Origin of the sequence: Chryseobacillus diguaensis, from assembly GCF_049220665.1 — a bacterium.
In the GTDB taxonomy this organism is placed as follows: Bacteria; Bacillota; Bacilli; order Bacillales; family Bacillaceae; genus Metabacillus_B.
Genome location: NZ_JBMKNV010000002.1, coordinates 123,375 through 142,407, shown reverse-complemented (window position 1 = coordinate 142,407; position 19,033 = coordinate 123,375). Strand labels below are relative to the sequence as shown.

20 protein-coding genes, 1 pseudogene and 1 riboswitch are annotated in these 19,033 nt (G+C 39.8%); of the genes and pseudogenes, 5 read left to right on the top strand and 16 right to left on the bottom strand.

The genetic code is table 11. From position 1 onward, the window contains the following. Positions 1–65: 65 nt before the first annotated feature. The 3 genes and pseudogenes from ACOT8F_RS03515 to ACOT8F_RS03505 form a co-directional block, all read right to left on the bottom strand. On the bottom strand, positions 66–1,154 hold the full coding sequence (locus ACOT8F_RS03515) for a mechanosensitive ion channel family protein (RefSeq protein ID WP_421650166.1): 1,089 nt from the start codon (positions 1,152–1,154) through the stop codon (positions 66–68). Positions 1,155–1,289: 135 nt separating this feature from the next. After that, a pseudogene (locus ACOT8F_RS03510) lies at positions 1,290–1,963 on the bottom strand (O-methyltransferase). 180 nt (positions 1,964–2,143) lie between these two features. Further along, on the bottom strand, positions 2,144–2,248 hold the full coding sequence (locus ACOT8F_RS03505; protein WP_421650165.1) for a YhdX family protein: 105 nt from the start codon (positions 2,246–2,248) through the stop codon (positions 2,144–2,146). Positions 2,249–2,925: 677 nt separating this feature from the next. Between ACOT8F_RS03505 and aimA the strand changes: the two genes are divergently transcribed. After that, the gene (gene aimA / locus ACOT8F_RS03500; protein WP_421650475.1) at positions 2,926–4,521 is read left to right on the top strand and encodes a glutamate/serine transporter AimA; all 1,596 of its coding nucleotides are present in this window, start codon (positions 2,926–2,928) and stop codon (positions 4,519–4,521) included. A 603-nt stretch (positions 4,522–5,124) separates the two neighbouring features. Here aimA and ACOT8F_RS03495 read toward each other — a convergent pair. From ACOT8F_RS03495 to ACOT8F_RS03480, 4 genes are all read right to left on the bottom strand, one after another. Continuing rightward, positions 5,125–7,470 (bottom strand): 5'-nucleotidase C-terminal domain-containing protein, encoded by a 2,346-nt coding sequence (locus tag ACOT8F_RS03495; protein WP_421650164.1) that lies wholly within the window; start codon positions 7,468–7,470, stop codon positions 5,125–5,127. Between the two features lie 182 nt (positions 7,471–7,652). Further along, positions 7,653–7,811: a hypothetical protein gene (locus ACOT8F_RS03490; protein ID WP_421650163.1), complete on the bottom strand. Its 159-nt coding sequence runs from the start codon at positions 7,809–7,811 to the stop codon at positions 7,653–7,655. A gap of 11 nt (positions 7,812–7,822) precedes the next feature. Beyond that, positions 7,823–8,083, bottom strand: a complete 261-nt coding sequence (locus tag ACOT8F_RS03485) for a GNAT family N-acetyltransferase (protein WP_421650162.1) — start codon at positions 8,081–8,083, stop codon at positions 7,823–7,825. A 5-nt stretch (positions 8,084–8,088) separates the two neighbouring features. Next, positions 8,089–8,517, bottom strand: coding sequence for a GNAT family N-acetyltransferase (locus tag ACOT8F_RS03480; protein WP_421650161.1), 429 nt, complete (start codon positions 8,515–8,517; stop codon positions 8,089–8,091). Positions 8,518–8,646: 129 nt separating this feature from the next. Here ACOT8F_RS03480 and pdxR point away from each other — a divergent pair, with 129 nt between their 5' ends. Then, positions 8,647–10,023, top strand: coding sequence for a MocR-like pyridoxine biosynthesis transcription factor PdxR (gene pdxR, locus ACOT8F_RS03475; protein ID WP_421650160.1), 1,377 nt, complete (start codon positions 8,647–8,649; stop codon positions 10,021–10,023). Between the two features lie 83 nt (positions 10,024–10,106). Here the strand turns inward: pdxR and ACOT8F_RS03470 are convergent, their stop codons facing one another. The 5 genes from ACOT8F_RS03470 to ACOT8F_RS03450 form a co-directional block, all read right to left on the bottom strand. Then, positions 10,107–10,472, bottom strand: a complete 366-nt coding sequence (locus tag ACOT8F_RS03470) for a GNAT family N-acetyltransferase (protein WP_421650159.1) — start codon at positions 10,470–10,472, stop codon at positions 10,107–10,109. Positions 10,473–10,492: 20 nt separating this feature from the next. Then, complete coding sequence (locus tag ACOT8F_RS03465; RefSeq protein ID WP_421650157.1) at positions 10,493–10,894, bottom strand: hypothetical protein; 402 nt, start codon at positions 10,892–10,894, stop codon at positions 10,493–10,495. Positions 10,895–10,973: 79 nt separating this feature from the next. Beyond that, positions 10,974–11,294 carry a quaternary ammonium compound efflux SMR transporter SugE gene (sugE, locus tag ACOT8F_RS03460; protein WP_421650156.1) on the bottom strand — a complete coding sequence of 107 codons (321 nt, stop codon included), beginning with the start codon at positions 11,292–11,294 and terminating at the stop codon, positions 10,974–10,976. A gap of 73 nt (positions 11,295–11,367) precedes the next feature. Then, a riboswitch (guanidine-I (ykkC/yxkD leader) is annotated at positions 11,368–11,464 on the bottom strand. Between the two features lie 228 nt (positions 11,465–11,692). After that, positions 11,693–12,400, bottom strand: coding sequence for a DUF421 domain-containing protein (locus ACOT8F_RS03455; RefSeq protein WP_421650155.1), 708 nt, complete (start codon positions 12,398–12,400; stop codon positions 11,693–11,695). A gap of 66 nt (positions 12,401–12,466) precedes the next feature. Then, a complete protein-coding gene (locus ACOT8F_RS03450) occupies positions 12,467–12,946 on the bottom strand; it encodes an RIP metalloprotease (RefSeq protein ID WP_421650154.1) in 480 nt (159 codons plus the stop codon). A 199-nt stretch (positions 12,947–13,145) separates the two neighbouring features. Between ACOT8F_RS03450 and ACOT8F_RS03445 the strand changes: the two genes are divergently transcribed. After that, positions 13,146–13,574 carry a ferritin-like domain-containing protein gene (locus ACOT8F_RS03445; RefSeq protein WP_421650153.1) on the top strand — a complete coding sequence of 143 codons (429 nt, stop codon included), beginning with the start codon at positions 13,146–13,148 and terminating at the stop codon, positions 13,572–13,574. 257 nt (positions 13,575–13,831) lie between these two features. Next, positions 13,832–14,548, top strand: a complete 717-nt coding sequence (locus ACOT8F_RS03440) for an FTR1 family iron permease (RefSeq protein WP_421650152.1) — start codon at positions 13,832–13,834, stop codon at positions 14,546–14,548. Positions 14,549–14,712: 164 nt separating this feature from the next. Here ACOT8F_RS03440 and ACOT8F_RS03435 read toward each other — a convergent pair whose 3' ends face one another. Next, a complete protein-coding gene (locus tag ACOT8F_RS03435; protein ID WP_421650151.1) occupies positions 14,713–15,594 on the bottom strand; it encodes a cation diffusion facilitator family transporter in 882 nt (293 codons plus the stop codon). A 290-nt stretch (positions 15,595–15,884) separates the two neighbouring features. Here ACOT8F_RS03435 and ACOT8F_RS03430 point away from each other — a divergent pair, with 290 nt between their 5' ends. Next, complete coding sequence (locus ACOT8F_RS03430; RefSeq protein WP_421650150.1) at positions 15,885–16,205, top strand: ArsR/SmtB family transcription factor; 321 nt, start codon at positions 15,885–15,887, stop codon at positions 16,203–16,205. A 445-nt stretch (positions 16,206–16,650) separates the two neighbouring features. Here the strand turns inward: ACOT8F_RS03430 and ACOT8F_RS03425 are convergent, their stop codons facing one another. From ACOT8F_RS03425 to ACOT8F_RS03415, 3 genes are all read right to left on the bottom strand, one after another. After that, positions 16,651–17,574 (bottom strand): cation diffusion facilitator family transporter, encoded by a 924-nt coding sequence (locus tag ACOT8F_RS03425; RefSeq protein WP_421650149.1) that lies wholly within the window; start codon positions 17,572–17,574, stop codon positions 16,651–16,653. 106 nt (positions 17,575–17,680) lie between these two features. Further along, on the bottom strand, positions 17,681–17,926 hold the full coding sequence (locus ACOT8F_RS03420) for an SDR family NAD(P)-dependent oxidoreductase (protein WP_421650148.1): 246 nt from the start codon (positions 17,924–17,926) through the stop codon (positions 17,681–17,683). Positions 17,927–18,016: 90 nt separating this feature from the next. Beyond that, positions 18,017–18,901: a YitT family protein gene (locus tag ACOT8F_RS03415; RefSeq protein ID WP_421650474.1), complete on the bottom strand. Its 885-nt coding sequence runs from the start codon at positions 18,899–18,901 to the stop codon at positions 18,017–18,019. Positions 18,902–19,033 lie beyond the last annotated feature (132 nt).

The window sequence follows — 19,033 nt, the reverse complement described above, 5'->3', positions numbered from 1 at the left end:
CCATTTTTGAATCTTGCAAACTAGAGAAAAGACGCTGTCTCTTAAACAGCGTCTCTATCCATCTATCATACGTGTTCATGTTCTCTCTTATTCAGAGGATCCAGCACAGTCTCTTCCGCTTTTTCCAAAATGACCGTTTGGGTCGGGTAAGCAAAAGAGATTCCCTCTTCTTCAAAAATTTTCATGATTTTAAAATTGATATCCTGCTTAATTTTCAAATGAGCAGAAAAATCAGTTGTCTTTGTAAAACAATTGATGTGAACATCCAAACCGTGTGCAGCAAACTTTTCAAAAGCAACGGATACGACATCATCGTGAATACCATTATGCTCGCGCAGCATCTTTTCCAGCCTCTTTACGCCAGTATGCAGCTGCTCTTCTGTTGTTTTGAAGGTAACACTCAAGGTAAACGTAATTTGACGCTTCCCCATTTTTGTCCAGTTGGTAATCGGCTCATTGGCAATCGTTGAATTTGGAACGGTTACAAGGGCTTGAGGAAAGGTCCTGATTTTCGTGCTACGGAAAGAAATCTCCTCAACAACCCCTTCTGCATTGGGTGTATTGATCCAATCACCAATCGTGAACGGTTTTTCGGTAATTAAAATGATTCCTCCGAAAAAGTTCCCGATTGTGTCTTTGGCAGCCAGCGCAAAAGCTAATCCACCTAGACCCAATCCTGCAACAAATCCGTTTACATCGTAATGAAACTCTTGAGCTACAATACTGAAAGTCAATGCAAAAATCAAAAACCGCAGGACTTTTGATAAAAAAGGCGCCAGAATATCGTCCATGTCGAGCTCGAAGCGCCGATTGATTTTATCAAAAAACATAGAGGAAACACCAGTCAGATTATATAGTCCCCAAGCGAGCAAAATCACGATAGAGGAACGGTAAAATTGATTCACCAGCTGCATTTCCTGATCAAAAAAGGGGGAATAGTTAATAGCCGTATACAAGCCTATCAGAACAAAAAACCATCTTAGGGGCTTCTCAATAGACAAAAGGATATGGGTAAAAAAGTCAGTAGGTGTACGATGGCTGACTTTTATAATCAGCTGAAACACGTACTTGGTGAAGATTTTTCTCAAAACTAAAAACAGCAGCAGGATTGCAATACTTATTCCCGCTTGTATCATATAAGCTGCAGACATCATAAACAAAAAACACTTCTTTCTATCCTTTTTAAACCAATGTTCAGGCTACTATTATACTAAATCCTTCGTTTCCGTCATGAACTAAATGTCCCTATTTTTTCTGAAGTCTTAAACTTTTGATTTAGGCAGCGCTGATTAACTTTTCACAATCCCTATAACAAATCCATCATACCCCTTGCTGCCTACAGTTTGAATAGCTGTTGCATCAATACGAGGTTCATTTGATAATAAATCAACAAATTGACGTACACCCTGTACACTTTCATCTTCACAAGAAGCATCCGCCACTTTTCCACCCCGCACCACATTGTCCAAAATGATGACTGCACCTGGCTTAGCCAGCTGAAGCGCCCACTTTAAGTAATGGGGATTATTCGGTTTATCTGCATCAATAAGGATAAAATCAAAGTCAGAAAAACCTTTTCCTTTTAGCGTTGGCAATGTTTCAAGTGCAGGTCCTGTGATGACGGACATTTTGTCAGCCAATCCGGCCCTTTTAATGTTTTCTCTTGCTACTTCGGCGTGCTTTTCCTCATATTCTAATGTAACGATAGCCTTCCATCAGCTGGTAAAGCCCGCCCAAGCCAGATCGTACTGTAACCGCCAAGGGTTCCAATCTCCAAAATATTTTTTGCACCCTTCATCTTAGCAAGCAAATGAAGCAGCTTACCTTGATTCGGAGAAACATCAATGGCTGGCAGCGAAGCCTCGGCATTTGCACTCATGACTGCATCCAATACTGAATCTTCTGCATGCAGGTTCGAAGTAAAATACAGATCAACATCATTCCAAATTTTTGATATGGTCATCGTCCTATCCCCTTGCTTGTTTTTTTATCACGAAAATATCGTATCATTTTTTACATAATATTCCTTTAAATTTTTTCGTGATGACAACCTAAAAAAGCTGCCGGTATGGATTCGGCAGCTTACCAATAAGTATTCTTCATTTCTTCTAAAGCTTAAGTATCGGGATTCAATGGGGGAACATTATTGGTCCTTTTTCGTGTTTGACTCAATAAGGGTGGCTTTGTACATTTCCTGATCCGTTTCAGTTTTTATACGCTCTTCCACTCGAATTCTTCCTTTTCCCATTTCTCTCCCCTCCTTTTGGATATCATAAAGTTTTCTGAAAATTAAGTAAATAAAACCTAAGACCTAATTTTTTGACGAAAGTTGTGGACAAGCTGGCTATCAACCATAAGTCATACTGTCGAAACCGCTAGAAATAAGGTTTTTTAACAAGAAAAATAAAAGGGAGCAACCATCGTCCGGATAAAATGGAGCAAAATAGTCGAAAAAAATTTTTAAATGGTAACAGCCCATAATATAACTATAAAGCAGTAAAAACCGCGAATTAGACAATGGATCACTTTTAATTGATTGTTTGATCAAGCTGATTATCGATTTGACGTCACTGGTTCAGTCTCGATCTGAATTAAAGATTTTCGAATCTTTTAATTCCTTCCTTACAATTTCTAAAAAATGAAAAACCTCAAATCTAAAAGGATAAATTTCTTCTTATAGGCAGCCAAAAATAGCCGATTATTCAGTTCCAGAATATTCAGTAATATTATATTTGTAAAAAGCTGTTTTATTTTTTTAGGGTTCGGGAATACTTATACATCGGTATTTGCACATGTATTACAAAAAGTTTATACTCATATATAAATATTTCAGTACAATGTAAACGCTTGTAATCCATGGTCAACTATATTACGGTTTTATTATTCTTAATTTTTTGTCTAAGGGGAGTGCACGAATTGGAAAAAATGCATCGAAATATGGGATACATCGCCCTGACAATGACAGGACTGGGTTCTATTATTGGTTCAGGGTGGCTTTTTGGTGCTTGGAAAGCAGCAAAGATTGCGGGACCGGCAGCCATTTTTGCCTGGCTTATCGGGATGGTTGTCATTTTAACGATCGCTTTAACGTATACAGAGCTTGGCTCAATGTTCCCTGAGGCAGGGGGAATGGTAAAATACACACAATATTCCCATGGCTCTTTTGTCGGTTTCCTTGCTGCATGGGCAAACTGGATTGCCATCGTTTCGGTTATTCCTGTTGAAGCGATTGCATCGATTCAGTATATGAGTTCATGGCCTTGGGAATGGGCCAAATGGACACATACACTTGTAAAGGGAGAGTCTTTGACACTGCCTGGTTTACTATCAGCAGCAGTGCTCGTCATTATTTATTTTCTGCTTAATTTCTGGGCGGTAAGCATTTTTTCAAAGGCCAACACGCTGATCACTATTTTCAAAGTCATCATTCCAGGGTCAACGATTATCGCACTTATTGTCGTTGGATGGCATGGAGATAATTTCACTGGAGGCCACGGAGGGTTTGCTCCTTATGGCTGGTCAGGGGTATTGACGGCAGTTGCTACGTCCGGAATTATATTTGCCTTCAACGGGTTCCAAAGCCCGATTAATATGGCCGGGGAGGCCAAAAATCCATCGAAAGCCATACCGATCGCTGTTATTGGATCTGTACTGGTGGCGACTGTCATTTACGTCTTCCTTCAAATTGCTTTTATCGGAGCAGTTGATCCAAAAGATGTAGAAAAAGGTTGGGAATCTTTAAGCTTCAGCTCCCCATTTGCTGATCTTGCTCTTGCACTCAATATTAACTGGCTGATGATTCTTTTGTATTTGGACGCATTTGTATCGCCGTCTGGAACTGGTACAACGTATACAGCAACGACAGCCCGCATGATTTACGGAATGGAAAATAACGGCTATATGCCAAAAGCATTCGGAAAGCTGCACCCTATTTTTAAAGTGCCTCGCGGGGCGATGTTTTTCAACCTGATTATCTGCTTTATTTTCCTATTTGTCTTTAGAGGCTGGGGCTCTCTTGCTGAAATTATCTCTGTTGCAACCTTAATTTCCTATATTACTGGTCCTGTTACAGTTATGACATTGAGAAAAACCGCCAGCCACTTGTACAGGCCTGCTAAGATTAAAGGGATGCATATTATAGCGCCGCTTGGCTTTATCTTCGCTTCGCTAACGCTGTACTGGGCACGCTGGCCGCTGACAGGACAAGTTCTGCTCATTATTTTGATTGGTCTTCCTGTTTACTTTTATTATCAGGCAAGAGATAAATTTGCTGGCTTTAAGCGGAATTTCAAAGCAGGTATCTGGATGGTTTGCTATCTTCTCGTCATGATGATGATCTCATGGATGGGCAGTGAACAATTCGGCGGACTTAACTTCATTCATTATGGATGGGATATGATCCTTATCACACTTGTGGCCATTGCCTTTTATGCCTGGGCATTACAAGCGGGGCACAGCACCTCTTATTTAAAAGATGCTGAGGAAATCAATCATAAGCTTCGCGAACATGAAGAGGACTAAAGAAAAACAGCTGAAAAGACTTTTTGACTAAGGCTCTTTTATTAAAGCTCTTTTCTTAAACTTTGTTGCTAATGAACCTAAATTTAATCCAACAAACCATCTATAGGCTAGAACTTTAAAAAAGATTCCCCGTAGCTAGAATATATGCGTGATAACAGCTTGTACGAAAAGGAACAATCTCTGCGAAAATATCGTTGATTAAAAAAAGGGTGGTCCATTAAATAATCTGTACCCTTTGTCATGGACACGAATAAAAAAGGTTAAGCAGCCTTAAGAAGACGATCTCTGTATTGAACGAGGCCACTGAAAAAGTCTTTAAAGGATGCCTTTGTTAAATTGACCGGGTTAATTTCCACTCCAGGATTCTTCGCTTTCCGCGGGGCGTGCGGTGAGCCTCCTGTCTTTCCTATAGGGTAAAGATTATAAACGGATCATCCTTTTTACTTATCATATTCTTCTTTAATGATCGTTTAAGTATCCTTCAATCTTAAAAGGCGATTCCATGAATGCCTATGGCTGACCGGATTTTGTATGGTTTGGATTAATCCTTCTGCAAAAAGCAAAACCCTTCAGGATACAGTTTCCTGAAGGGTTTTATTTAGGTTACTTTCCTGCAGCTAAATCCGTAATTCTTCCTTCAACAACAGGTTTCACGTTTGGATTCGCCTGAAGGTAATCTTTAAACATTTCCCAATCAACAAAGCCTGGCTCACTCACTCTTCCTTCATCATAAGCTTTTTTGAACATGGTGTAATTGTCTCCGCCTGCTGCTGTAAACGTATTAGTCGCAACGAAATATTCCTTTTTCGGGTCAAGTGCTGTAAACGTTTTTCCGTCTTCCTTCACTTCTATCTTTTGTACTCTTTGTCCAGCTGGCTTTGAGCTATCATATGAAAATTTCATTCCGGACACCTGAAGAAAGCCCCCTGCAAGCTCCGGAGCCGCTTCTGCACTATGCTCCAATGCTGCTTTGATTTCATCCCCAGTCAGTTTCATGATGGCTAAGGAGTTGCCAAATGGCATAACAGTCAGGATCTCACCCATAGTAATATCCCCGCTGTCAATGGATGCACGGATCCCCCCGCCATTTTGAAGGGCAATAACCGTATTGGGGTTGATTGTTTTTGCTTTCGCAAGCATGCCATCCGAGATAAGGTTGCCAAGATTTGTTTCTTTCACACGCACGTTTGCTCTTTCACCATCAAGAGGTGCCCCAGCCTGTCCTACTACCTGCTTTTGTTTCGCATCAATAGCTGGTTTGTATTTTGAGGCAAGCAAATCAGCAGCCTGCTCATCATCTTTATACACATACTCATTATTCACTTTTTGATCTAAATCCAATAGCTTGCCATCCTGTTTAATCACTTTACCGTTTGGATCAAATTCTACATTTAGGACGCCAAGGTATTTGCTGTATTCGTTCGCCTGCACAATGACCGTCGGCTCATCTCCTGTTTGGTCAATGACTGGCGCACTTAAAAGTGTATGAGAATGTCCGCCTACAATGACATCAATTCCCTCTACCTCTTTCGCAAGCGTAACGTCATTGTCACCGCCGCCGTCCTGGAAGCCGATATGAGTCAGGGCAACGATCTTATTCACTCCTTGTTCCTTTAGCTGCTGGACTGCTTTTTTCGCTTCTGCAATGTAATTTTCAAAGCTGATATCTTTTCCGGGGCTCGAGATCGTTTCCGTTTCAGCTGTTGTTAAACCAAAGATCCCCACTTTTTCACCATTGATTTCCTTTACGACTGCACTGTAAATATTGCCATCCTTCGGAGCGGAAGATACGCTGTCTGTGAAGCGATCCTTCATATTAGCATCCTTTGAGAAATTAACGTTGGCACTGACGAACGGGAACTTTGCATTTCTTACAAAGCTTGAAAGAGGCTGGGTGCCCAGGTCAAATTCATGATTCCCAAATGTCATCGCATCATATCCAGCCAGATTCATAAAGTCGAGGTCTGCTTGACCTTTAAATTCATTAAAGTAAAGCGTTCCTGAGAACACATCCCCCGCGTCAAGAAGCAGTGAATTTTCCACCTTTGTTCTCATTTCTTTAATCGCTGTCATTCGTCTTGCGATATTGTCCAGATGGGCATGTGTATCATTTGTATGAAGGACTTCAAGGTCAAAATTCTGCTTTGGTTTGAGGCTTTCCTCAATGGCTGCCTGTTCTTTCATAAGCTGTGTTTCTATATTTGCTGAAATTCGTGCCAGATCTTTTTTTAAGTCCGTGTTTTCAGGATACATTTTCAGAAGGGTTTCTTTTACCCCCATACCTTCCGCTTTAAGACGGACGATTTTTTTCACCAGCTTTTTCGCTTCCTCCGGCTTTTGAGCGGTGATTTCCTGCAGTGCTTTTTTATGTATATCATAGCGGGTTAATTCATAAGCGGTGATTTCTTCAGCTAGCTTAGCTGGCACAGTGTACTTTTTTCCGAACGCTTTGCGGATGGATGAACCGGCTACTTTGCTTGCAATCTTCTCAAACGTTCTTCTTTCTTGGCGAAGTGTATCATACATTTTTCTCATCTTGTCATCTGCACGGCTATCAAAAAGACCTCGATACGTGCTAGTTGTTGTGTGAAGGCGCTCTCCATAATGAACCGCATCAATAAACCGGGCTGCACGAAGCTGCATCATATCTGTTCGATGGAGACGGTCAGTGAGCTGGCGTTTCAGCGTTGCATTGAATACTTTAGAAACCGCCTTTTTGGCTGCAGCAATCTTTTCCTTTGTCTCATTGTATTTATTTAGAAAAGCAGAGGAAACCGATAGATTTGTATTGATGTAATAAGAACTGAGCAACTCTGAAGACAGTTCTGCTTCTGCTGTGAGCTGATCTGCACTGTTTTTCTGAGCTGCCTGAGCAGGATTAGCGGACACAAATGCTGCTGAAGCGAGGGTAAGAGCGAAACCAGTTTTTATCATTTTCCTTTTGGTCATTCGTATTTTTCTCCTCCTAAAAAAATAAATTTCTATCAAGCTAGTAACATATCTACCAAAAGTCTATCTGAAACTTCCAGTCAGAACTACAAAAAATATGTAAATTTTTTTACCTTTTTGTAAATAAGCGAGACATTATGTATTTTCTAAGAAAAATTATTACATTGGAAAAACGCTTGGTCTTATCGTGACCAAGCGTTTTTTTTCAGCCTCATTAATTTACTCCCGTTTACTTCATCAGTAAAACCAAGCTTTTCATAATAAGAGACATTGTTTTCCTTGCAATAGAGTTCAACTCTTTCAGCATTTTTTATATTCGGATGCTGCATGACTGTGGCCATTAGCTGCTGTCCTACCCTTTTTTCCTGCAGGTTTCTTTAATGATTACATTATAGATAAATGCACGGAATACATTGTCTGTCAGAGCCCTTGCAAAACCAGCAAGCTCACCTGTTTCTTCATGAATCAATGCAACAATCAGGCTATTTTTAACCTTGGTTTCTATTTCATCTAGAGTTCGATCCTTAGTCCACCACTCCAATTGGAAAAGCGAAAGCAATTCCTCTAAATGCTGCTCATTTAATTCATAAATCGGCTTAAATTTATCCTTCAATTCTTTCAAAATCCTTTCTTAAAAGAATAACTCACTTTATCAAAGCCCATTTTTTCTTCATAAAACCGGTGAGCTTCAATCCGCTGAAATGCTGAACTTAAGGCTATGCCATCAAAACCCTTTTTCCTCGCTCTTTCTTCGATACAATTCAACAGTTTTTCCCCATAGCCTTTTGAACGATGCTTGGAATCTGTGACCAAATCACAAACCCAAAGATACCTGCCGTAATAGAGAGTAATCATCGGCATATAGCCAATCACACAGACGATTTCGTGATCAGCTTCGAGTACCGAAATTTGATACTCTTCTTTTTCCTCTGCCAATTTTACTAATGCTAAAAATTCCTCTTCATCCAAATGCAGTCTGAGCTGCTTCATTACTTGGAACGCTTCAAGCCATTCTCTTTCCCCTTTTAAATCCCTTATCTTCTCCATAAATCCATTCCCCTTTAGAAAACTTTTTTTCTAGAATAAGGGAAATTTGGCACCGTTAAAAGTGCCAGTTTTGTTAAAATAATAGGTATCAGATTAGAAAAGCACAAGCGCTATAAAAGGAGATAAGGAATGCTTGAACTCACTATTCATTTTGATAATAAAAGTCCGCTGTATTTTCAGCTGTATAAAAAAATAAAACGCGATATACTATCTGGAAATATTCCTGCAGGGGTAAAGCTGCCTTCGAAGCGAAAAATGGCTTCCGCTCTGTCTGTCAGCATGAATACAATTGAAGCTGGCTATCAGCAGCTCGAAGCTGAGGGCTATATTCAATCTGTTCCAAGAAAAGGCTGGTTTGCGCTTCAGGCTGAAAACGATTTGGCTGTTCAGGGCGCACCTCTGTCAGAACAGCAATCTCCAGTCACTTTTAAGAAAAGTTCTTTAATTTTTGATCAAACGATCGATGCAGCACACTTTCCTCTTCAGGAATGGAAGAAAAACTATTGGCAGGCCTTAAATAGGCAGGAGCTATTCCATATTGGACCACCGAAAGGCGAGCCTGAATTAACCCGTGAAATTGCGAACCATCTTTATCATTCACGAGGAGTCCGCTGTAAGCCAGAACAGATTATCATCAGCTCTGGTACCCAAGTTTTAATAGAGCGGCTAATAGAGCTATTCGGGGAAAGAACCTATGCAATCGAAGACCCTGGCTATTATCGGGTTCGGCAGATTTTTAGCAAAAAAAAGGTATCATTTGTTTCCGTCGATGAATCAGGCCTGAAAGTGAATGATCTCGAAAAAACAGAGGCTTCTGCTGTTTATATTACCCCCTCCCACCAATTCCCAATGGGAATGATTATGCCTGTTTCAAGACGGATGGAATTGCTCCGTTGGGCGAATGAAAGGGAAAGCCGTTATATCATTGAAGATGACTATGACGGGGAATACCGTTATATGGGAAGACCTATTCCATCACTTCAAGGAATGGATCAGAATGGAAAGGTAATCTATTTGGGAACCTTTTCAAAATCCTTGCTACCTTCTATGAGAATCAGTTATCTGATCCTTCCAGAAAAGCTTGTTCATAGATTTGAAGAACAATTGCTTTCCTTCAAACAAACAGTTTCACGAATTGACCAGGCAGCACTTGCAAGCTTTATCAAAAGTGGTGCATGGGAGAGACACCTAAACAGAATGAGAACGGTTTACAGAAAAAAACGTACTGTTTTGCTTTCAGCACTTGAAAAATATATGCCTGATGCAAGAGTAATTGGTGAGAAATCTGGCTTGCATATTTTAATTGAAATCAGTAATGGATTGACAGAGGAAGAATTAATCAATCGGGCTGAAAAAAAAGGTGTGAAGGTGTTTCCTGTTTCGATTTATTATGAGTCAAAGAAGGCAGCTGCTCCGATGGTGCTGCTTGGGTTTGGAAGGCTGACTGAAGAAGAAATTCGTATGGGTATCAGCCTCTTGTCTAAGGCTTGGTTTGCAAATAAGTAAAAGGTATCATTCCATCAAGGATGATACCTTTTTCCAACGATCATTTACTTGTTCCACTACAGACACCTTCAAAAGAAAGCCATTTATAAAGAATACATCGTCCATCTGCCTATGTTTTCAAATCCAAGCCTTTTGTAAATACTTTCTGCTTTAGGATTATCGTAAAATAGACAAAGTTCTTTTCCTTCTGAGAGGACATCTGTACAAAGCTTTTGCATGCATTTAGTAGCATAGCCTTTTTGTTTGTAGTCTTCAAGCGTGCATACACCGACAACCATAGCAGAAAGCGTATTTTCAGCAGCTGTTGAAGCTGAAGAGACAAGTCTTCTATCTTCTTCTATGAAATAGGTTCTTGCTGTCCCTTTTTCCATATTCCTTCTTTTGCTTTCAGGAGATTCATTGGAGCTAAATTCAGGAATGGCTCCAGTCAGCTCCAGAATCCGTTCCACATCATCAAGCTTTGCAGCCGCTACACCTCCCTTAAGGAAAGTTCCGGATCAGCAATTAAACTGCTGCACTTTGCATAATAAAGTTTCTTCTTCTTTTCTTCATTAAAAACAAGATGCGGCTCAAGCTGTGCGGTTACCTCTTCAAGGCCAGAAAGCATCTTCCAGTCAGGATCATTCTTCATAATTTCAGAGAATGCTTCCGCATTAAATCTCCCTGAAGCAAACGGAAGATAGTTTGCTTCATATTTGAGCAGAACGGCTTTAAGCTCCCCATTGCTATCAAACTCTCCCCAGATTTTTTGAAAAGGCTGCTCATAGCCATAAGCTTCAATATCCCCAATAATAAACAAGTTCTCCGCTGCCTTTTGGCTGACAAAATTCATACACTGCTCGTGGTCTTTTTCTGTTAACTGCCTTATCACTGAAAATCCCCCCAGCTATCAGTTCCTTTTCCAATTTTATCTATTTTACCATTTTGGAAAAAGTCTGCAAGGAAAATTTTCAGTGTGAGGAAGTTACTTTCAAGCCAATGATTCCGATGATCACAAGTAACAGGAAGGAAAGCCTTAGCAGCGTTCTCGGCTCATTAAATAAAAGTATCCCCATAATCACTGCGCCTGCAGCGCCGATTCCCGTCCAGATTGTATATGCTGTGCCAATCGGCAATGTTTTGGCTGCCAAAGATAGCAGGTACACGCTGATCACCATTCCAACGATTGTAATGATGGAGGGTATAAGCTTTGTGAAACCATTGGTATATTTCAGCCCGATCGCCCATACCACCTCAAATATTCCTGCGATCACAAGAAGTATCCATGCCATATTTTTCTCCTTCTTTTCCTTTTTTAGCTTAAGAAAAATAAAAAAGCCTCAGAAAGATATCTTATTTTCGACATCCTCCCAGGCTTTTATCCTTCCGTGAACGCAGTAAACTGCGCGTTTTCTCTCGGTCACAGACCAGCTAAAGCTGCGGAACCCTAGAATACTTTAATGACTATTCAATTCACTTATCATTCTACTGATTTGCCAGGAGCAGTCAAACGATAGGCATTTTTGAAATGGTTCTATTCGTATCGGATATATTTATTAAACATCTCGCCATCTGATCATTGCAATTGTTTACTTAACAGGCTTTTAACCGGCTTTCAAATTCAGCTCTGAAATACCCCCCTTACAGCAGACAGCATTCATGTCGAAAGTGTATTTAAGAGATCCAAAAACTAATTATCCTCACCAGGTTTATAGGAATAGGGATCCTTGCCCCCGTTGTGTACATTGTTGTTATCAACGCTAACATCGCCTGCTTCTGTAATCGTGGCGAGGATAATTTTATCCAGCTCTTCTCCTTTTCGCTTCAGCTTCTTCATCAGCCACTGGCGGTCAAGTTTAAGATACTTTAAGTTGTGATCGAGAATTTGTCCGTCCATAACGACCGGGATCGGAATGTATTCTCTTTTTATTTTCAGCTTAAGATCCTTTGGCTGTACAGGGCGATAATCGGATTTCGGGATAACGCTGATTTGTCCTGAATCCTCCAAACAAGCAATCGCTATATTTTTCGTATCTGTATACCCTTTTACCCTGAGCTGTGCAAGCAATTCATCAACGGGGATTCTCACTTTTCTCAGTCCTTTCCGGTCGATATCCCCGTTTCTGATTAAAACAGTCGGGCTTTCATAAAGGACCCATCTTAATTTGTTATTCAGGGAGATGTACATGAACAACTTGTACAGTACGACAAAAATAAGAGTTGCAAATAATGCCAGCCAAACATTTTTTAATTGGACAGGCTGACTGATCACGTTACTAACGACAATAATGAACAAAAGGTCGAAGCTGTGCATTTGGGAAACGGCCTTTTTGCCGGTTAAGCGTAAAAAGGTATAGCCAAAAACAAAGATTAATAACGAATTCCACAATATTTCCACTTTATTATCTCCCATTCACGTATGTTACAGATAGTATTGCCTGAAAGAGAATTCATTATGAAAGCATTAATCAAACGTATCGCATGTTCTCCCGTATTTTAAAACATCGTATATCGCTCTTCCATCGCTGGAATGATTTTTGGCATATTTGACAGGCAGAAGAGCAAAAAAAACGAAGTATACCGAAAAATAGGAAAATTGATAGAAAAACGCGTTCGGCTCCCAAATATGATCACTGATCATTGAGTTTATCAGCAGCACAGAAAGCAAATTAAATAAGGGGCCGCCTAAATAAACCAGCGCATGAGTAAATTTATTAATAAATTTCAGCCCTTCGTACTCACAAAAAGAATCTAAAAAATAGAGATGCTTTATTTTTACAACTCCCACCTTCAGCAAGGTTCTCCCTCTTCCAACCGTAAAACTTCCTTTCCCTCCAAACAATAAGGCAAATAGCGTATGCCCCATTTGATGAACAATCGCGACAAGCGGCAGCACAAGAAAAAATGCCCAAAAGAACGTTGGGATATCCTTCCATCCAAACATGTATAGCCCTCCCTAACAAGCATTATATGTGCCTTATTTCCTGTGTGGCGAAAGTTAAAACCAAATGAATGATTTTCATAAAAGTTCAGACAATATACTCACGTTTAAGGTGGAATTTTAACCACTTGTTTTGGTTGTACTGTTACTCCTTTTTCCTGCATATAAATGAATTGATATTATAAAGAGGAGGCACCATTCTATGTACTATACTTACTATCGTGTTGCTCCATCCGAGCAGATTTTGAAGGATTTGGAAAAAGCTTTAAACGGACAATATTCGGCCATCACCTGCTATGAAAAACTGGCTGAAATGGCAAAGGATGAATACGAGAAAAAGACGATTTTAGAAATAAGGGAAGATGAAAAAAACCATTATGCAGGAATCTCCCAAATCTATACAAACCTGACCGGCAAGCAGCCTAATCCCCAACTGACCGAAGAATGCGCAACTGATTATGTTGCAGGGCTGAATGCAGCAATTAAGGATGAGCAGGAAACCGTTGATTTCTATAACAGAATCGCTGATACTGCCCAGGATCCTTATATCCGGAGGCAATTCAGAAGATTTGCTGCGGATGAACAGAACCATGCAGTGTGGTTCCTATATTTCTTAACAAAAAATAAATAACTCCCCCTATTAGGACCATCTTGCTGGATGGTCTTTTTTATGAGAAAAAAAGCTGAGCTATTCTCTCATTCCTGTCTAATTCTCCAAATATGTGCTTTTTCTTTATTTCTCCTAAATCTTTTCTGCATATTAATAGAGTAGCTTAACTTGAGTAACCTCTTCAGAGAATAAAAATAATTATTGACAGTGAGAATAATTATCAATATCATTGTATTGAGAATGGATTTCATTTAAATAAATTAAGGGGCGGTCAAATTATGTGGTCAAGTTTAATCCTTTCTCTTCGTGAAGGACTCGAAGCAGCGTTAATTATCGGTATCATTTTAATACATACAACAAAAATCAACCGGAATGACCTGAAATCTTCGGTTTATTTAGGAGCACTCATAGGTCTAATCGTTAGTGTTGTCGGTGGATTTATCGGATTTTCCGGCGCTAAAGAAATGGAAAGCGGCTCAAAGGAACTGTTTGAAGGCATTATGATGCTGCTAGCGTCCGGATTAATTGCCTACTTTATTCTTTGGCTGCACAGAAATGGCGATGTTTCAGCATCTGTTACTACTAAAGTATCTTCTAATTCTTCAAGAATTGGACTCTTCGTCCTTGCCTTCCTCTCTGTATTCCGTGAAGGACTTGAACTGATGATCTTTAACCTGACTCAAATTTCACATAATGCAGGAAGCTTAGTGTTAGGAAACCTGCTTGGCATTCTTATTGCGGTACTTGTGGCTGTTGCGATCTTCAAAACAGCAGTAAAACTAAATTTATCGATATTGTTTAAAGTTCTAGGTGTCGTTCTGATTTTCCTTGGAGCAGAAATGTTCGGTGAGAGCCTTGTAAAACTATATGAGGACGGCGGCGAAGTACTGGAGAAAATCGGTTTTGTCCTATTTATCCTCCCTGCTCTTTACATCTTTTTGAAGGATGATGTTAAGAGATTAAGAGCTGGAAAGAAAACAGAAGAAACCATGTAAAAGGTACAGGGGAGACCCTGTACCTTTGTTTTTTGGATTCTATAAAAATTTCCATCTCACAGTTTGCGTTCAAAATCATTTGTGTCAGAAGATGGGATTTGTGTGGAAGGAAGGTGAAATGATTAATATAAAAAAACACCCTTTGGATAAAGGGCGTTCGCTTATCATTCATAATAAGGATTCAAATGAATCAGTACTTCTTCAATATTGTCATGTTCTTCCATGAGTTTTACTTTAATTTCCCTTGATAAATCGTGTCCTTCTTTTATGGTTTTTTCATGGTCAATCGATATTCTAATATCCACTAGAACATAGTGGCCATGTTCTCTTGCACGGAGCTGGTCAATTCGTTTAACCTCTGTGAATCCAGATATGATTCTTTTATAGTCACCAAGGGTTTCGACATCAATGTTCCGTTCAAGCAGAATATCAAATGCTTCAGATAGCATTTCCTTCGAAATTTTAAAAATTAAGTAAGCGACAAAAATACTGGCTGCCTTATCACCGTAAAGAAGAAGATGAATATGAAGTTTATCACCCAGAACAGATAATAAAACCCCAATGGCTGCTGCAATTGATGCAACAATATCGGCTTTATGGTCTAAAGCGACAGCTTCAATGGCTTTGCTGTTATGCTGTTTGGCTACCTTTATAGAGGATCTATACAAATACTCTTTAGCAGCATAGGAGATGATCGCAACCCCCATAGCAATCAGGCTTGGCGATTCAATTGGATGGAAAAGTCCAGAGATGCCTTCATAAACGATATAGATTGAAATGATAAATAATAAAAGGCCAATAACACCTGAAACCACAACTTCAGCTTTTCCATGACCGTATGGGTGTTCCGCATCAGCAGGTTTATTCGCAAGTTTAATGACTAAAAGAACAATAACAGAAGCGACGACATCTGCCGAACTATGTATACCATCAGCAAAGACTGCATCCGAATGTCCAATCCAGCCGGCAAATAATTTTCCAAGCGTTAAAATAACATTGCTCCAGACGCTAATCCAGGCAATTTTTTTCGCAATGGTTTCCCTCATTTTTATCCTACTCCATCTCACTATAAAATACTTTGTCATCTTACCAAACGGTATCCGGGTGGGTCTAGAGCAAGATTGTTGCGCCTGCCAATGGTTTTAACGACTAACAAACACTTTTAAATGCTTCAAAATTTATTGGTTATGGCAAACTTTAACGAGGTTTTCTACATATTGTATGATTTCAGATTGAAGAGGTTTTTATACAAGACAGTGTAAGCAGGTTATCCGTGATTTTTGAGGATAATCCGATATAATAAATAAAGGAAAGATCGAAAGGAGCATTTAAAATAATGGAAGAAGAGAAAGATTTGATGAACAACAGTGAAATGGATGAAGAAACGCTCTTTATCGTTTCGCAAACCTTTAAAGCGTTGTCCGAACCAACACGCCTCCGTATCCTGCATTTGTTATTTGACGGAGAACATTCTGTTAATGATATTGCAGAAAGTCTGTCCCTATTGCAGACAACCGTTTCCCACCAGCTGCGGTTTTTAAAAAACCTAAGACTCGTTAAATCACGCAGAGAAGGAACAACCATCTACTATTCACATGACGATGAGCATGTTATAGACCTGCTTAAGATGTCAATTGATCATGCTCGCCATACTTGAAGGGTTTTTTATGAGCTGCAGCATTTGATTGTCATAGAGCTGTAAATTGGAGCTGTGCTTGTAAGAGGGATTGTACGAAATAGCTGTGCACATCGGGGAAAAGCAGTGCATAAAAGGAAATAGCTGTTCACATCCAAGAAATCCTGTGCATAAGCTCTTAGAACGTGTGCATAAACTATGGAATCCCGTGCATAAACTCTCGAATCCCGTGCATAACATGGTAATTCGCGTTAATTATTCGTTAAACAACCACTCATATATCAAAATTTCCGCTCTTCAGTAGTTCCAATGCGTTTATAAAGTCTCCTATTCCGCTCTTAACCTAAAGAACCCCATTCATCATCTCCATTGAAAACCTAATATTCTTTCAATAACTCATTTATAGCCTCTATTTTGATGCCAAAATGTATAAAATACAAAAAGGACCCTATTCAGGTCCTTCCCATCAGTTACAGTGTTCATCTTTACAGCACTGCTCTCCGTCCACGTCAATTTGAATGGTTGTATGCTCCAGATGAAATTCGTCGTGAAGCACTTTTTTCATTTTCTTTTGCAGAAGCTGATTGTCTAGTTCGGATTCAACGACAATATGGCAGCTTAATGCTGGAAAATCCGATGTTACCGACCACACATGAAGATCATGAACTTTCAAAACTTCCGGCAGCTTCAAGAGTGTTTCTTTCACCTTTTCAATATCGATATTCGGCGGTACGCCTTCCATTAAAATGTGAATGGAGTCCATTGTAACCCTATATCCGCTTACTAAAACAAGTAAGGCAACGATGATGCTTGCGAGCGGGTCAGCCAATGACCAGCCGAAAAACATGATTAGCAATGCAGCGATAATGGCTCCGACAGATCCGAGCATATCGCCAATGACATGAAGAAAAGCACTTCTGACATTCAAGTTCTCATCTTTGTCACCTTTCATTAAAATATACGCCGCTGCAATATTAATAACCAGACCGATAATCGAAATCATCAGCATACCTGAACTGATTACCTGAGGTGGTGCAAGCAGCCTGTGAAAAGCTTCCCAGAAAATGATAAGAGAAATCACGATGAGTGCTAGCCCATTAAGAAAAGCGGCTAATATTTCAAACCTTTTATATCCAAACGTTTTGCTTGAAGAGGTTCCTTTTTGTCCGAAAATCATAGCGAGCACACTTAATCCAAGAGCTGCTGCATCACTTAGCATGTGACCAGCATCGGATAAAAGCGCAAGGCTGTTCGTCACAAAGCCTCCAACTACTTCTACAATCATAAATAAGAAAATGATTATAAATGAACTGAACAAGGCCTTCTTATTGGCATTATGACCATGGTTATGGCTGTGCCCATGATGGTGATGATCATGTGAATGTCCCATGGTTTCATCTCCTTATATGAATATATGTTCATATATATAGTATTGCAGGAATCCATCAAAAGTGCAACAACTTTCGGTTCTTATTGGTGCCCTTTTTTGAGTTGTTTTAAACGAAGAAACGCTTAGGCCAAGGCCTAAGCGCTGGTATTAAATCGATCCTCAAATCAGCTGCAATTCCTTCAACCTTTCCATATTTGGATAAATCCTCGACTATTTGTCCAACTCTCTCCTCTGAACGGCCATTAACAAGGACTTCAGCTCCTTCTTTCAAGAACTGCTCGGCTGTTCCTTTTCCAATTCCTGCAGTTGAACCCGTAATCAGCACTCTTTTTCCTGTAAGCTGTAAATCCATTTCAGCCACTTCCTTTCCTATATGGAGAACTTGTTTCTGTATACAAAAAAAAGACACTCTAAAAAAGAGTGCCTTCCACTACAGTCAAGCTTAATGGATATCCTTCTTTTTAAATCGTCCCCCGCGCACTTCATTGATCCCCGCAACTGCCAGGAAGGCAGATGGATCATGGTCTTCAATAATCGATTTCAGTTTTGCTTCTTCAAGACGGGTGATGACACAAAAGATGACCCTTTTATCATCTCCTGTATAGGCTCCTTCACCGTTCAAATAAGTTACACCCCTGCCGAGCCTTGCAAGGATCGCATCACCTATTTCCTGATAATTTTCGCTGATAATCCATACGGATTTTGATTCATCAAGCCCTTGAATAACCACATCAATGGTTTTATAGGCAATGAAATAGGCGATCAGGGAATACATGGCGCGATCCCATCCAAATACAAATCCTGCTGCTCCTAAGATAAAAAGGTTCAGGAACATAATCGTTTCCCCTACAGAAAACGGAATTTTCTGATTCACCAATATGGCCAAAATCTCGGTTCCATCAAGGGAACCGCCTGTACGTATCACAATGCCGACACCGACACCGATCGTAATTCCACCAAAAACCGTTGCTAACAGAACATCATTCGTTAAGCTTGGTACGGGATGCAAAAATACTGTAGCGACAGATAAAACGACAATTCCATATAGGGTGGAAAATGCAAAAGTTTTTCCAATCTGCTTATAGCCCATAAAGAAAAAAGGCAAATTTAAGATGAACAGAAATACACCAAGTGACCATCCAGTTATATGAGAGAGCATGATGGATATACCGGTAATTCCCCCATCAATAACTTTGTTTGGTATTAAGAAGATCTCAAGCCCGACAGCCATTAAAATAGCTCCAAATGTCAGGAAAAATAACCTTCTTAATAACTTCAGCTTTGATTCTGATCGATGCTGGACTTTACGCCCCATAATTTCTGTCATTTCTTCCAAACTCATTCTCCTCTCTGTTTTTTATCATGTGAAGGTGAACGTTTTTTACTCATAGGATTTGAAATAATGGCATCCTAAAAAATAAGGGGATTTTTGGTTTGCTAAAAAAAAGGCTTCGCGGTC